Raw genomic sequence first — 12,654 nt, forward strand, 5'->3', positions numbered from 1 at the left:
GCGAAGTCCAGCAATGATGCACAAGATCCTCCTCGCCGAAGACGACAACGACATGCGCCGGTTCCTGGTCAAGGCGTTGGAAAACGCCGGGTTCCAGGTATCCTCCTTCGACAATGGCATGTCGGCCTATCAACGGCTGCGCGAGGAGCCGTTCGAAATGCTGCTGACCGACATCGTGATGCCGGAGATGGACGGCATCGAGCTGGCGCGCCGCGCGTCGGAGCTCGATCCGGACATCAAGATCATGTTCATCACCGGCTTCGCCGCGGTTGCGCTGAATTCCGATTCGGAAGCCCCGAAGAACGCCAAGGTGCTGTCCAAGCCCGTGCACCTGCGTGAACTGGTCAGCGAAGTGAACAAGATGCTCGCCGCCTGAGATTGGCGTCGAAATCCTGCTTTGGTGTCCTTGCCTGACCGGCCCAGAGCCGATATAGGGACGCCACCCGTGAAGACGATCTAAGGGCGCGTAGCTCAGCGGGAGAGCACCTCGTTGACATCGAGGGGGTCACAGGTTCGATCCCTGTCGCGCCCACCATCCTTCAAATCGTCCGCTTCCTCTCTTGGCATCTTGATCGCTCGTGCCCGTGGCTGACGCCGGCGGAACGAAGCGGCCTGCGACGAATTGGCCCAGTATCGCCATTCGACGTACGGAGCGACACGATGATCAAGCAGATTGCCATCACCGCCGCCGCGCTGGCGGCTCTTTCCACCGCCGCCGTTGCCCCGGCCAGCGCCGATGAAGTCGGCATTGGCGTCGGGCCGGTCGGCGTCACCGTCGGCACCGTTCACGGACCGTATTACGACCGCGAGGACCGCTATGTGCGCGAGCGCCGGGTCTATCGCGAGCGGGAACCCGACGAGACGGTCGTGGTCCGCCGGCAGTATCGCGAAGAACCCCGCCGCCGCGTGATCATCGAGCGCGACGACGACTAACGACCACGACATGATCAACGGCCTCCCTTCGCGGAGGCCGTTTTCGTCGGGGCGCTTGTTGAAGCGGCCCCGCGAGCCGCGTTGCTGAGGTCAGTCGCCCGACGCCGGTGTTGGCCCGGCGCCATAGCGCAGGCCATCGATCAGCAGCCCGACCATACGGCGCGTATGGGCCGGGTCGTCGCCAGGCCCCGAGGTGCAGAGCTGCGCAACCGCCTTCAGCAGATCGAACGGATCAACGTCCCCGCGCACCTCGCCCGCAGCGGCGGCCGCGTCCAGCAAGGATCGCAGCGCAGGGCGGAGCCGCTGCTCGAAATAGGCCGGCAGGCTGTCATAGGCCGGATTGCCGGAATACAGCGCTGCCGCCAAGCCGCGCTTGGTGGCGATGAAGTCCACATAGCGTTGCATCCAGCGCGCCAAGGCCTCGACCGGGGGATGCTCCTTGGCCAGCGTCGCGGCCGCGTCCGCGCAGGCATCGACGCCATTGCGAAACACCGCGACGATCAGGTCCGAGCGCTGCGGGAAATGCCGATACAGGGTGCCGATACCCACGCCGGCTTTCTCGGCGATCTCGCGCACCGGCGCATCCACGCCCGAAGTGGTGAACACCGCCAGTGCCGCGTCGAGCAGCGTCTGCAAATTCCGCTGCGCATCCGCCCGGACCCGACGCGGCGTGCCGGCCGCTGAGGCGCCTTTTCGCGGCGGCTTTTCGGGCACGAGAATACCTCTTGATAAACGGAACGATGTTCCGTATAAGGAGTTGCTGGTTCGTTATCTCACATCGATGCCTGACGGGCTACGCGGCATCGGTCCCGCAACCAACACTCCGAACTAACAAGCCGCTCGGCGGTTAGCGATTTTTCCGTTCCGTACAACGTGCGCGCGAACACGGCTGCGTGCGCGCCGCTTCATCACGTCCCGAAGGAGGTCATATGACCGCTGATCGAACTGCCGCGCCCGGCGCGGCGATCCGCGTCAATGGAGTCGAGTGTCCGATCCCCGCAGATCCGCGGGTCTCGCTGCTCGACCTGCTGCGCGAGACCCTCAACCTGCACGGCACCAAGAAGGGCTGCAATCAGGGCGCCTGCGGCGCCTGCACCGTGCTGGTCGATGGTGAGCGTATCCTGTCATGCCTGTCGCTGGCCATTCAGCACGCCGGCCGCAGCGTCACCACCATCGAAGGCCTGGCGAGCGAGGAGGGGCTGCATCCGTTGCAGCAGGCCTTCATCGAGCACGACGGCTTCCAGTGTGGCTACTGCACGCCGGGGCAGATCTGCTCGGCTGTCGGCATGGCGGCCGAACTGCAACGTGGCGTACCGAGCCACGTCACCCGCGATCTCGCTCACGAAAATGTCGCTCCGACGCACGATGAAATCCGTGAACGCATGAGTGGCAATTTGTGCCGTTGCGGCGCGCACAACGGCATCATCGCGGCGATCCAGGACACCTACGCGGAGGCTGCGGAATGACTCCTTTCGATTACTCACGCGCGGGCGATGTCGCCGAGGCCGTACGGCTCGGCGCGGCGGCACAGGCGAAGTTTCTCGGCGGCGGCACTAATCTCGTCGACCTGATGCGCGAGACGCTCGAGCGCCCGTCCGCGCTGGTCGATATCACCGGCTTGCCGGCGGAAATTACCGAGACCAATGACGGTGGTCTGCTGATCGGCGCGGCGGTACGTAACACCGCGCTGGCCGAGCACCGTGTCGTGCGTCGGAACTATCCGATGTTGTCACGCGCCATCCTCGCGGGCGCCTCGGCGCAAATCCGCAACATGGCGACGGTCGGCGGCAATTTGCTGCAGCGGACGCGTTGCACTTACTTCTACGACGATGCCGGCTCGCGCTGTAACAAGCGCCAGCCGGGGCAGGGCTGCGATGCGATCGATGGCTTCAACCGCAACCACGCCATCCTCGGTGCCTCCGAAGCGTGTGTCGCGACGCATCCGTCCGACATGTGCGTGGCGCTCGCCGCGCTCGATGCAGTGGTGCACATCGAGGGGAACGGCGGTGCGCGCAAGCTGCCGTTCAGCGATTTCCATCGTCTGCCGGGAGATCGGCCTGATCTGGAAACGATGCTGCAACCCGGCGAACTGATCACCGCGATCGAACTGCCGCCACAGCCGATCGCGGCGCGCTCGACCTATCGCAAGGTGCGCGATCGTTCGAGCTACGCGTTCGCGCTTGTCTCGGTGGCCGCCGCGCTCGAAATCGAGGGCGGCAAGGTGAAGGACGTGCGCCTCGCGCTTGGCGGCGTCGCTCACAAACCATGGCGAGCTCAGAAGGCCGAGCAGGCGCTGCGTGGCAGGGAGGCCACGGCGGACGCGTTCAGCGCTGCGGCCGAAGCGGAGGTCGCGGAGGCCGTGCCGCTGCGCGACAACGCCTTCAAGATCGAACTGGCCAAACGAACCATTGTCGCCGTTCTCGGCGAACTCGCAGGAGATGCCCGATGAGCATCGTCAACGAAGCCAAACAAGCCGTTCGCGGCGTCGTGCAGGACGTGATGGAGAAGGCCGTCGCGCTCGCGCCTGATAGCTGGATGCCGGGTGGCGAGCCCGATCCCCTGATCCGCGCCAAGCACGGTTCGATCGGCGCCTCGGTCCCGCGCATCGACGGTCCGCTGAAAGTCCGGGGCGCCGCGCCGTTCGCCGCGGAGTTCGCGCTCGACGGCATGCTCTATGCGGCGCTGATGTTCAGCACCGTGCCGAAAGGTCGAATTAGCACGCTCGACACCACGCAGGCCGAAGCCGCGCCCGGCGTCGCGCTCGTGATGACTTATCGCAATGCGCCGCGGATGAAGCCGATGCCGCTGTTCATGACCGCCGAGAAGGCCGGCGGCAGCGACAATCTGCCGATCATGCAGGATGAGCGCATCCACTGGAACGGTCAGCCGATCGCTGTCGTGCTGGCGCAAACGCAGGAACAGGCCGATCATGCCGTGTCGCTGATCCGCGCGACCTACGAGACCGAGGCGGCTGTGACCAGCTTCGCCACCGCGAAAGCCAAAGGCACCGAGCCTGGCCTGTTCATGGGCCAGCCGCTCAAGGCCGAGAAAGGCGACGCCGAAGCCGCGCTCGCCAAGGCTCCGGTCCGGGTCGATTGCCGCTATTCGACGCCGCGGCACAATCACAATGCCATTGAGCCGCATGCCGCCACCGTGGCGTGGGTTGGCGACATACTGATCGTGCATGACGCCTCGCAGGCGGTGCATCACACGGCCTGGTCGCTCGGGCAGATCTTCGGCATCGCCGAGGAGCAGGTCCACGTCACGTCGCCGTTTGTCGGCGGCGGCTTCGGCGGCAAATGTCTCTGGCAGCATCAGGTGCTTGGCGCTGCGGCGTCGAAACTCGCGGGGCGTCCGGTTCGCATCACGCTGTCGCGCGAGGGCGTGTACCGCCTGATCGGCGGCCGAACGCTCACCGAGCAGCGGTTCGCTATCGGTGCCGAGCCCGAGGGCCGCTTCGTCTCGCTGATCCACACCGGCACGGTTGCGACCGCGCCGCAGAACGCGTTCCCGGAGCCGTTCATCCTGCCGACGATGAGCAGTTACGGCTCGCCGAACATCAAGCTCGACGTCCAGACCGTGCATCTCGATATGCTCGCCAACACCTTCATGCGGGCACCTGGCGAGTCGGTCGGCAGCTTCGCGATGGAGTCGGCGATCGACGAAATGGCGGTGGCGCTCGGCATGGATCCGGTCGAACTGCGCGTCCTGAATCAGCCGGAAGAAGATCCGCTGAAGGGCACGTCGTTCTCGGCGCGGCACATCGCCGAGGCCTGGCGCACCGGCGCCGAACGCTTCGGCTGGTCGAAGCGTAACCCGACCGCGGCCAGCGTGCGTGACGGCGAGTGGCTGGTCGGGATGGGCTGTGCGACCGCGACCTATCCGTATCACCGCATGCCCGGCGGCGCGGCGCGGATCACGCTGACTCGCGACGGCGGCGCCAAGGTCGAAATCGCCGCGCACGAAATGGGCATGGGCACGGCGACGGCGCATACCCAGGTGGTCGCCGACCGGCTCGGTCTGTCACGCGATCAGGTGACGTTCGCGTATGGCGACTCCGCGTTCCCCGGTGTCGTGCTGGCCGGCGGCTCGCAGCAGACCGCGTCGATTGGCGCCTCGGTGATCGCCGCGCATCATGTGCTGATCAGGGATCTGCTCAAGCTGGCCGGCAACGACTCGCCGCTCGCGGGCCTCAGCGCCGACGAGGTCGGAACCCTGAACGGCGGTCTCGCCAAGCTCGACGATCCGACGCGGCACGAAAGCTACGTGTCGATCCTGACCCGCTCGGGGCGCGATCATATCGCGGCCGAAGGAAGCGCCTCGCCGCCGCTCGAGACTCAGCATTGGTCGATGCATTCGTTCGGCGCACTGTTCTGCGAGATCGGCGTCAACAGTGTCACCGGTGAAACCCGCGTGCGGCGGTTCCTCGGTTCCTACGATTGCGGCCGCATCCTCAATCCGAAAACGGCGGCGAGTCAGTTCCGCGGCGGCATCATCATGGGTCTCGGCCTGGCGCTGATGGAGGAGACGCAGTTCGACGAGCGCAACGGCCGCGTGATGAACCCGAGCCTCGCCGAGTATCACGTCCCGGTGCATCTCGACGTGCCGGAGATCGACGTGATCTGGACCGATATTCCGGATCCGCGTGCACCCATGGGCGCCCGGGGCATCGGCGAGATCGGCATCACCGGCGTCGGCGCCGCCGTCGCCAACGCGATCTTCAACGCCACCGGCAAGCGGATCCGCGATCTGCCGATCACGCTCGACAAGCTGCTGTGAGCGGCTGCTAACGACCTGCTAACCATCCGCTGCGTGCGACGGCCTCCCCGAAAAGGAGGCCGTCGGCGTTTCGGCAGCCGGATTCATCGCGGCGAAACTTCTGGACGCCATCCTCTGGTCGTCGCGGCACAGCCACGCTCCACGGGGACGACATGACCGGATCGACCGGCTACGCGCTGGAACTGCGGGGACTCGCCAAGAGCTATGACCGCCCCGCGGTCGACGGGCTCGACCTCACCGTGAGGGCGGGCGAGTTCTACGCGCTACTCGGCCCCAACGGCGCCGGCAAGACCACGACGCTGCGGATGGTCGCGGGGCTGCTGCAGCCCGACGCCGGATCGATCCGGATCCTCGGCATCGATGCGCTGGCCGATCCGATCGCCGCCAAGCAGGTCACCGCCTGGGTGTCGGACGAGCCGATGATCTATGACAAGCTGACGCCGCTGGAATATCTCGCCTTCGTCGCCGGACTGTGGGGCTGCGATCCGGATCGCGCCGAAGCCGCGGCCGTGCGATTGTTAGAGCAGCTCGACCTGACGGCGCACCAGCATCAGCGTTGCGAGGGTTTCTCCAAAGGCATGCGGCAGAAGGTGGCGCTGGCCGGCGCGCTGGTCCACGAGCCGCGGCTGATCATCCTCGACGAACCGCTGACCGGACTCGACGCGGTGTCGGCACGGCGCGTCAAGGAGATCCTGCAGGCGCGTGTGCAGGCCGGCGGCACCGTGATCATGACCACCCACATCCTCGAAGTCGCCGAGCGCATGGCCGACCGGATCGGCGTGATCGTCGCCGGGCGGCTGGTTGCCGAAGGCACGCTGACCGACCTGCGCAGCCGGATCGGCAGCGGCGAGTCGAGCCTCGAGGACATGTTCGTCGCGCTGGTCGGCGGCGAGGCGGCGCCGGGATGAGCACCGCCACGCTGGCCAGCTTTGCGCGTCACGATCTCCGCCTCGCCTGGCGCGACTTCCTCGGCATGCTGACGGCCGGCCGCCGCGGCCGGGCTCGTACCATCGTGCTGGCGTTGATCGTGGTCGCGGCGCTGCTGCATCTTCCGGCCTGGGGCCTCGTCGGTCGCTATGCCGGCCTGAACCAGGATGCCGACCTGACAAGCCTGCTGGTCATTGCAGTCACGCTGGCGCTGAGCTGGCTGCTGATGCTGTCGCAGGCGATCGAATCGGTGACGCGGGTGTTCTACAGCCGCGCCGATCTCGATCTGATCATGTCGTCGCCGGTGCCGCTGGCGCGCGTGTTCTCGGTGCGGATGGCGGCGATCGCGCTGACCGTCACGGCGATGGCGCTGCTGTTCGCCGCGCCGGTGATCGACGTGCTGGCGCTGGGCGGCGGTGCGCACTGGCTGACGGCCTATGGCGTCGTGGCGGCGATCGGCATCTCCGCCTCTGCGGTGGCGATCGCGGTCGCGCTGGCCCTGTTCCAACTGATCGGGCCGAAGCGGACGCGGCTCGCGGCGCAGATCGTCTCGGTGGTGATCGGCGCGGGCTTCGTGATCGGCCTGCAGATCGCCGCGATCCTGTCGACCGGGACGTTGTCGCGCTTCGCGGTGCTGACCTCGGACGTCGCTGCGAGCTGGGCGCCGGGCCCGGACAGTTTGCTGTGGTGGCTGGCGCGCGCCGCGCTCGGCAATGCGCTGGCGCTCGGTGCGCTGCTGAGCGGCAGCCTCATCCTGCTCGGGCTGGTGATGATCTGGGTCACGCCGCGGCTCGGCGCGGTGGTGGTTGCCGCGGCGAGTGCGAACGCGACGATCGCGTATCAACGCACTACGCCGCGCTTCCGTGGCGGCTCGCGCCAAAGCTCGCTGCGGCTTAAGGAGTTGCTTCTGCTGCGGCGCGATCCGTGGCTGGTGTCGCAGTCGCTGATGCAGCTGCTCTATCTGGTGCCGCCGGCGTTGCTGCTGTGGCGAAGCTTTTCGGACAGCTCGACCGCGGTGGTGCTGGTCGCGCCGGTGGTCGTGATGGCGGCCGGTCAACTGGCCGGAGGTCTTGCATGGCTGACGATCTCTGGCGAAGACGCGCCCGATCTGATCGAGACTGCGCCGGTCCCGGCCTCGGCAGTCACACGGGCCCGTATCGAAGTCGTCCTGATCGCCATTGGGCTGGTGGTGACGCCGCTGCTTCTGCCGCTTGCCGTGCTGTCGCCCCTGCTGGCGTTCGTCACAGCCACCGGCTGTGGATTTGCGGCGGCTTCGGCGACGGCGATCCAATTGTGGTTCCGCGTCCAGGCGCGACGCAGCCAGTTCCGCCGCCGTCAGACCTCGTCGCGGCTGGCGACATTCGCCGAAGCGTTCTCGTCGATCGGCTGGGCGGCGACCGCCGTGCTGGCTCTCACCGAACCACGCTTCGCGCTGGCGTCGGCCGCATTCACGCTCTGCATTCTGCTCGTCACCTGGCGTTTCAGTCCGCGTCGGGCGGCGTAGCGCCGGTGCATCCGCGACACTGCCGCCGTCCGTGGGTGGCAACGCTGAGGCTCTTACACATCAGCCGCCTGGCCATCACCTGGAGTGGGCTGCGGGCGAGTTGAAGCATGAAATACATTTCGAGCATGGGGGCGATCTCCGGCGGCCGTGCGGAGATAGAGCGCAGGGCCTCGTGCGAGTAGGGCCGCGGCCGGAACACCAGCCATGCAAGATCAATGCATCTGCATTAATCTATGCTCCCGCATCTCTCGGCGCTAGCCGGTGCGGCGATTCGCACCGGCGTCCGGCGGGCGCCGCGATCAGCGACGCCCGCATTGGCGTGATCAGCCGTGCAGCTTGATCGCGGTCTCGGCGATCGCCTTGCCCTGATACTTCGCGCCGGCGAGTTCGGTGGCGCTCGGCTGCCGCGAGCCGTCGCCGCCGGTGATCGTGGTGGCGCCGTAGGGCGCGCCGCCGGTCACCTCGTCGAGCCGCATCTGGTCGCCGAAGCCGTAATTCAGGCCGACCACCACCATGCCGAAATGCAGCAGGTTGGTAATGATCGAGAACAGCGTAGTTTCCTGGCCGCCGTGCTGGGTCGCGGTCGAGGTGAAAGCGCCGCCGACCTTGCCGTTCAGCGCGCCCTTGGCCCACAGGCCGCCGGCCTGATCGAGGAAGTTGGCCATCTGCGACGCCATCCGGCCGAACCGGGTGCCGGTGCCGACGATGATCGCGTCGTAATTGGCAAGGTCGTCGATGGTCGCGACCGGCGCCGCCTGATCGAGCTTGTAGTATGAAGCCTTGGCGACGTCCGGCGGCACCAGCTCGGGCACGCGCTTGATGTCGACTTGTGCGCCGGCTTCGCGCGCGCCCTCGGCGACCGCATTCGCCATCGTCTCGATGTGGCCATACGCCGAGTAGTAAAGAACCAGAACCTTCGCCATGGGAGTCTCCGTTTGGTTGGTGGTTGGTGGGGATTTGCTAATTGGTTAGTCCCTCATGGTGAGGAGCGCGCGCTTGCGCGCGCGTCTCGAACCATGAAGGCCGAGGCGCGCCCCCATCCTTCGAGACGCGACCAAGAGGTCGCTCCTCAGGATGAGGGCGCGCTGCAGCGTTACGCCGCGTCGACCAGTATGACCTCGGCGTCTTCGAGTGCCGTGATCCTGACCTTGGCCTCGTCGCGGATCGCGGCGCCGTCGCGGGCCTCGACCTTGACGCCGTTGACCTCGACGCTGCCGACCGCGGGCACCAGATAGAGGTGCCGGGCCTTGCCGACGTCATACTCCGCGCTCTCGCCGGCCTTCAGCGTGGTGGCGAGCACCCGCGCATCGGCGCGGATCGGCAGCGCATCGGTGTCACCCTTCACGCCCGACGCGATGGTGACGAGCTTGCCGGAGCGGTCCGACTTCGGGAACGGCTTGGAGCCCCAGGTGGGCTGGCCGCCGGCCTGCGTCGGCTCGATCCAGATCTGGAAGATCCGGGTAGTCTCGGGTTCCAGATTGTACTCGGAGTGACGCACGCCCGAGCCCGCGCTCATCACCTGGACGTCGCCGGCCTCCGTGCGGCCCTTGTTGCCGAGCGAGTCCTCGTGGGTGATCGCGCCATCCCGGACATAGGTGATGATCTCCATGTCGCGATGGGGGTGCGGCGGAAAGCCGGTGTTCGGCGCAATCTCGTCGTCGTTCCAGACCCGCAGGGCGCCGTGGCCCATGTTGTTCGGGTCGTAATAGCTGGCGAACGAGAAGTGGTGCTTGGCCTTGAGCCAGCCGTGATCGGCGCCGCCGAGCTTGGAGAAGGGACGAAGTTCAATCATGGAATTCTCCCTGGTTTGGCGCCGCCTGCGGCGCCGGTGAAGTGATTGGTGTCTGGATAAGCCTCCGCTTGTGTTTCAGAAATAGAAATGATTGAAACTCATTGTTTCTGAATTTAACATCTGGAGGCGGGCTATGACCAAGCTGCCGGACTTCGAAGCGCTGGCGATCTTCGCCAAGGTGGTGGAGCTGCGGTCGTTCGCGGCGGCCGCAACCGAGCTGACGCTGTCGAAAGCGACCGTCTCCAAGGCGGTGACGCGGCTGGAGGCGAGGCTCGGGGCGCGGCTGTTCAACCGCACCTCGCGGCGGCTGGCTCTCACTGACGCGGGCCACCGGCTCGCCGAGCGCGCCGCGCAACTGCTGGCGGACGGCGAGGCGGCCGAGAGCGAGGCGCTGGCGCAATCGGCGGCGCCGCGCGGGCTGGTGCGGCTGGCGGTGCCGATGACCTTCGGCGTCAAGGTGATCGCGCCGCTGCTGCCGGATTTCCTCGCCGCCTACCCGGAGGTTTCGGTCGACCTGCATCTGTCCGACCAGATGGTCGACCTGATCGGCGAGGGCTTCGATGCAGGCGTGCGCATCGCATCGCTGCCGGATTCGTCGCTGGTGGCCCGGCGGCTGTGCGCGATGCCGCGCTACACGGTCGCGGCGGCGTCCTATCTGGCGCGTCACGGCCGCCCGACGCATCCGATGCAACTCGCCGATCATCGCTGCCTCGGCTACGCCTATCTGTCGACGCCGAACGCCTGGCACTACAGCAATGCGCAGGGCGAGCAGGCGGCGGTGCGGCCATCGGGGCCGCTGCGCGTCAATAATGGCGAGGCGCTGCTGCCGGCGGTGATCGCCGGTCTCGGCATCGCGGATTTGCCGGAGTTCATCATCGGCGATGCGATCGTCGCCGGGCAGGTCGAGGTGATTTTGGAAGGCTGGCACCAGCGCGAGAGCTCTGTGCATCTGGTGATGCCGCCGGGCGGGCCGCGTCCCGCTCGCGTCGAAGTGCTGGCGGCCTTCCTGGCCGAGCGGCTCGCGAAGCGCCGGACGGCGCGTCGGCTCAATTCAGATTGACGTTGAACTCGTAGGACTTCTCGGCGCCGACCAGGGTGAACTTCAGCGCCGCGCCTTCGGCATGCGCACCGGGCGGCAGGCCTTCGAGCGGAAAGGTGAAGCGCTGCACGCCCTCGGGGGCGTTCGGCGCCCGCTTGGGAATCGGCAGCGCCCATTCGGGCGTCGGGCCTTCGACGAACAGGCTGACCTTGCTGGCCGGCGGCGCCACGACGTCGACCCAGACCTCGGTGTCGCCGCGCATCACCACGTCCCGGATGGTGATCGGATTCGGATCGCCGACATTGGCCGGCACCGGAACGGTATCGAGAGCTGCTGCGAGCACGCTGTCCTGTGTGCTGGCGACACTGGTGAAGGTCAGCTCCGGCGCAGCCTCGACCGGCACGCACAGCTTTTCACACACCGCGTAGCTGATCGCGGCGCGTAGCGTCACCGGCTTGTCGGCGTTCTTCGCCACAATGCGCAGCGGCAGCACGACGCTCGATTTGTAGCCGAGCGACGTGCCGCCGGCGCCGTCCGGAAATGCGGTCGGCGCGGGCCACAGGATCGTCACCGCTTCGACGTTGTCGGATTTCGAAAAGTCGAACCGCGGCGGCACGCCGGAGTCGCCGGGAGAGCGCCAGTAAGTCTTCCAGCCAGGCTGCAATTGAAAAGCAATGCCGCCCAGCAAAACCGCGCCGCTGCGCGATCCGGCCAGCAGCCGCACCGCGGAGTGGCTCTCGCTGACCCATGGCGACATGTCGTCGGCACGAACCGCGCTCACCGAAAGCAGCGCAAACACCGCGGCGATCAACGCCGGCCGTACAGGAACGAATGTGATCATGTGACGTATTTACGCACGCAACCCGCCGAGAACCACTGAATTGCCTGTGACCGGGGCAACACTCTGCGGCGACTGGTTGATTGACAGGATTGGCACCCAATATCAGGATAATGGTGCAACGCGAGGATCCCCTGATGGCGACCAAGTCCAAAAGGCCCAAATCCGGCGAGGCCAGGCCGACGGAGCAGGGGAGCTATCTCGACGGCCAGTTGCTGATCGCAATGCCGGTGATGGAAGACGAGCGCTTCGCGCGCTCGGTGATCTACATCTGCGCGCATTCGTCGGAAGGCGCCATGGGCATTATCGTCAATCGTCCGGCCGGCAGCATCGATTTTCCCGAACTGCTGGTGCAGCTCGACATCGTCGAGAAGCCCGAACAGATCAAGCTTCCCGATCACGCCGAGTCGATGAAGGTGCTGCGCGGCGGGCCGGTCGAAACCGGTCGCGGCTTCGTGCTGCACTCCAGCGATTTCTTCATCAAGGACGCGACACTGCCGATCGATGAAGGCATTTCTCTGACCGCCACCGTCGACATCCTGAAGGCGATCGCCAGCGGCTCCGGCCCGAAGCGCGCGATCCTCGCACTCGGCTATGCCGGCTGGGCGCCGGGCCAGCTCGAGACCGAGATCCAGGACAATGGCTGGCTGCATTGCGACGCCGACGCCGACCTGGTGTTCGGCAGCGACATCGAAGAGAAATACGACCGCGCCTTGCACAAGCTCGGCATCGAGCCGGGGATGCTCTCGGCGGAAGCCGGCCACGCGTAGTTAGCGGCGGCGTTCACCCTCACACACACTCCCGTCATCGCCCGCGAGAGCGGGCGACCCAGTATTCCAAGG

13 protein-coding genes and 1 tRNA gene are annotated in these 12,654 nt (G+C 66.7%); 10 read left to right on the forward strand and 4 right to left on the reverse strand.

Annotation, left to right across the window (positions count from 1 at the left end; all coding sequences use genetic code 11):
- Positions 1-16 precede the first annotated feature (16 nt).
- The 3 genes from cpdR (at position 17) to ACFFJ6_RS11290 (ending at position 933) form a co-directional block, all read left to right on the forward strand.
- Positions 17-376: a cell cycle two-component system response regulator CpdR gene (gene cpdR, locus ACFFJ6_RS11280; protein WP_011443381.1), complete on the forward strand. Its 360-nt coding sequence runs from the start codon at positions 17-19 to the stop codon at positions 374-376.
- A gap of 84 nt (positions 377-460) precedes the next feature.
- Positions 461-535: transfer RNA gene (locus ACFFJ6_RS11285), tRNA-Val, on the forward strand.
- A gap of 125 nt (positions 536-660) precedes the next feature.
- Positions 661-933, forward strand: a complete 273-nt coding sequence (locus ACFFJ6_RS11290; RefSeq protein WP_378387605.1) for a hypothetical protein — start codon at positions 661-663, stop codon at positions 931-933.
- 90 nt (positions 934-1,023) lie between these two features.
- Here the strand turns inward: ACFFJ6_RS11290 and ACFFJ6_RS11295 are convergent, their stop codons facing one another.
- Positions 1,024-1,647 (reverse strand): TetR/AcrR family transcriptional regulator, encoded by a 624-nt coding sequence (locus tag ACFFJ6_RS11295; RefSeq protein WP_378387608.1) that lies wholly within the window; start codon positions 1,645-1,647, stop codon positions 1,024-1,026.
- A gap of 215 nt (positions 1,648-1,862) precedes the next feature.
- Between ACFFJ6_RS11295 and ACFFJ6_RS11300 the strand changes: the two genes are divergently transcribed.
- The 5 genes from ACFFJ6_RS11300 to ACFFJ6_RS11320 all read left to right on the forward strand — a co-directional run bounded on the left by ACFFJ6_RS11300 (position 1,863) and on the right by ACFFJ6_RS11320 (position 8,143).
- On the forward strand, positions 1,863-2,399 hold the full coding sequence (locus tag ACFFJ6_RS11300; protein ID WP_378387610.1) for a 2Fe-2S iron-sulfur cluster-binding protein: 537 nt from the start codon (positions 1,863-1,865) through the stop codon (positions 2,397-2,399).
- Positions 2,396-3,382, forward strand: a complete 987-nt coding sequence (locus tag ACFFJ6_RS11305; protein WP_378387613.1) for an FAD binding domain-containing protein — start codon at positions 2,396-2,398, stop codon at positions 3,380-3,382. Before ACFFJ6_RS11300 ends, ACFFJ6_RS11305 begins: the two co-directional genes overlap by 4 nt.
- A 50-nt stretch (positions 3,383-3,432) precedes the next feature.
- Positions 3,433-5,712, forward strand: coding sequence for a xanthine dehydrogenase family protein molybdopterin-binding subunit (locus ACFFJ6_RS11310; protein WP_378387736.1), 2,280 nt, complete (start codon positions 3,433-3,435; stop codon positions 5,710-5,712).
- 152 nt (positions 5,713-5,864) lie between these two features.
- Positions 5,865-6,620 (forward strand): ABC transporter ATP-binding protein, encoded by a 756-nt coding sequence (locus tag ACFFJ6_RS11315; protein ID WP_378387615.1) that lies wholly within the window; start codon positions 5,865-5,867, stop codon positions 6,618-6,620.
- The gene (locus ACFFJ6_RS11320) at positions 6,617-8,143 is read left to right on the forward strand and encodes a permease (RefSeq protein WP_378387618.1); all 1,527 of its coding nucleotides are present in this window, start codon (positions 6,617-6,619) and stop codon (positions 8,141-8,143) included. The genes ACFFJ6_RS11315 and ACFFJ6_RS11320 overlap by 4 nt, the downstream gene beginning before the upstream one ends.
- 323 nt (positions 8,144-8,466) lie before the next feature.
- On the opposite strand, the gene wrbA is transcribed toward ACFFJ6_RS11320, so the two are convergent.
- Both wrbA and ACFFJ6_RS11330 read right to left on the reverse strand, forming a co-directional pair.
- The gene (gene wrbA, locus ACFFJ6_RS11325) at positions 8,467-9,066 is read right to left on the reverse strand and encodes an NAD(P)H:quinone oxidoreductase (protein ID WP_378387620.1); all 600 of its coding nucleotides are present in this window, start codon (positions 9,064-9,066) and stop codon (positions 8,467-8,469) included.
- A 170-nt stretch (positions 9,067-9,236) separates the two neighbouring features.
- Positions 9,237-9,935, reverse strand: a complete 699-nt coding sequence (locus ACFFJ6_RS11330) for a pirin family protein (RefSeq protein ID WP_378387622.1) — start codon at positions 9,933-9,935, stop codon at positions 9,237-9,239.
- A gap of 133 nt (positions 9,936-10,068) precedes the next feature.
- On the opposite strand from ACFFJ6_RS11330, the gene ACFFJ6_RS11335 reads away from it, so the two are divergent.
- A complete protein-coding gene (locus tag ACFFJ6_RS11335) occupies positions 10,069-10,995 on the forward strand; it encodes a LysR family transcriptional regulator (RefSeq protein ID WP_378387625.1) in 927 nt (308 codons plus the stop codon).
- On the opposite strand, the gene ACFFJ6_RS11340 is transcribed toward ACFFJ6_RS11335, so the two are convergent.
- Positions 10,982-11,815, reverse strand: a complete 834-nt coding sequence (locus tag ACFFJ6_RS11340; protein ID WP_378387627.1) for a protein-disulfide reductase DsbD domain-containing protein — start codon at positions 11,813-11,815, stop codon at positions 10,982-10,984. The genes ACFFJ6_RS11335 and ACFFJ6_RS11340 overlap by 14 nt on opposite strands.
- 134 nt (positions 11,816-11,949) lie before the next feature.
- Here ACFFJ6_RS11340 and ACFFJ6_RS11345 point away from each other — a divergent pair, with 134 nt between their 5' ends.
- On the forward strand, positions 11,950-12,582 hold the full coding sequence (locus ACFFJ6_RS11345; RefSeq protein WP_378387629.1) for a YqgE/AlgH family protein: 633 nt from the start codon (positions 11,950-11,952) through the stop codon (positions 12,580-12,582).
- Positions 12,583-12,654 lie beyond the last annotated feature (72 nt).

Origin of the sequence: Rhodopseudomonas telluris, assembly GCF_042432815.1 — a bacterium.
GTDB classification, from domain to species: Bacteria; Pseudomonadota; Alphaproteobacteria; order Rhizobiales; family Xanthobacteraceae; genus Rhodopseudomonas; species Rhodopseudomonas telluris.

Coding starts and splice junctions, on each gene's coding strand:
- cpdR (WP_011443381.1), top strand. CDS start 17: ATGCACAAGATCCTCCTCGCCGAAGACGACAACGACATGCGCCGGTTC.
- ACFFJ6_RS11290 (WP_378387605.1), top strand. CDS start 661: ATGATCAAGCAGATTGCCATCACCGCCGCCGCGCTGGCGGCTCTTTCC.
- ACFFJ6_RS11300 (WP_378387610.1), top strand. CDS start 1,863: ATGACCGCTGATCGAACTGCCGCGCCCGGCGCGGCGATCCGCGTCAAT.
- ACFFJ6_RS11305 (WP_378387613.1), top strand. CDS start 2,396: ATGACTCCTTTCGATTACTCACGCGCGGGCGATGTCGCCGAGGCCGTA.
- ACFFJ6_RS11310 (WP_378387736.1), top strand. CDS start 3,433: ATGGAGAAGGCCGTCGCGCTCGCGCCTGATAGCTGGATGCCGGGTGGC.
- ACFFJ6_RS11315 (WP_378387615.1), top strand. CDS start 5,865: ATGACCGGATCGACCGGCTACGCGCTGGAACTGCGGGGACTCGCCAAG.
- ACFFJ6_RS11320 (WP_378387618.1), top strand. CDS start 6,617: ATGAGCACCGCCACGCTGGCCAGCTTTGCGCGTCACGATCTCCGCCTC.
- wrbA (WP_378387620.1), bottom strand. CDS start 9,066: ATGGCGAAGGTTCTGGTTCTTTACTACTCGGCGTATGGCCACATCGAG.
- ACFFJ6_RS11330 (WP_378387622.1), bottom strand. CDS start 9,935: ATGATTGAACTTCGTCCCTTCTCCAAGCTCGGCGGCGCCGATCACGGC.
- ACFFJ6_RS11335 (WP_378387625.1), top strand. CDS start 10,069: ATGACCAAGCTGCCGGACTTCGAAGCGCTGGCGATCTTCGCCAAGGTG.
- ACFFJ6_RS11340 (WP_378387627.1), bottom strand. CDS start 11,815: ATGATCACATTCGTTCCTGTACGGCCGGCGTTGATCGCCGCGGTGTTT.
- ACFFJ6_RS11345 (WP_378387629.1), top strand. CDS start 11,950: ATGGCGACCAAGTCCAAAAGGCCCAAATCCGGCGAGGCCAGGCCGACG.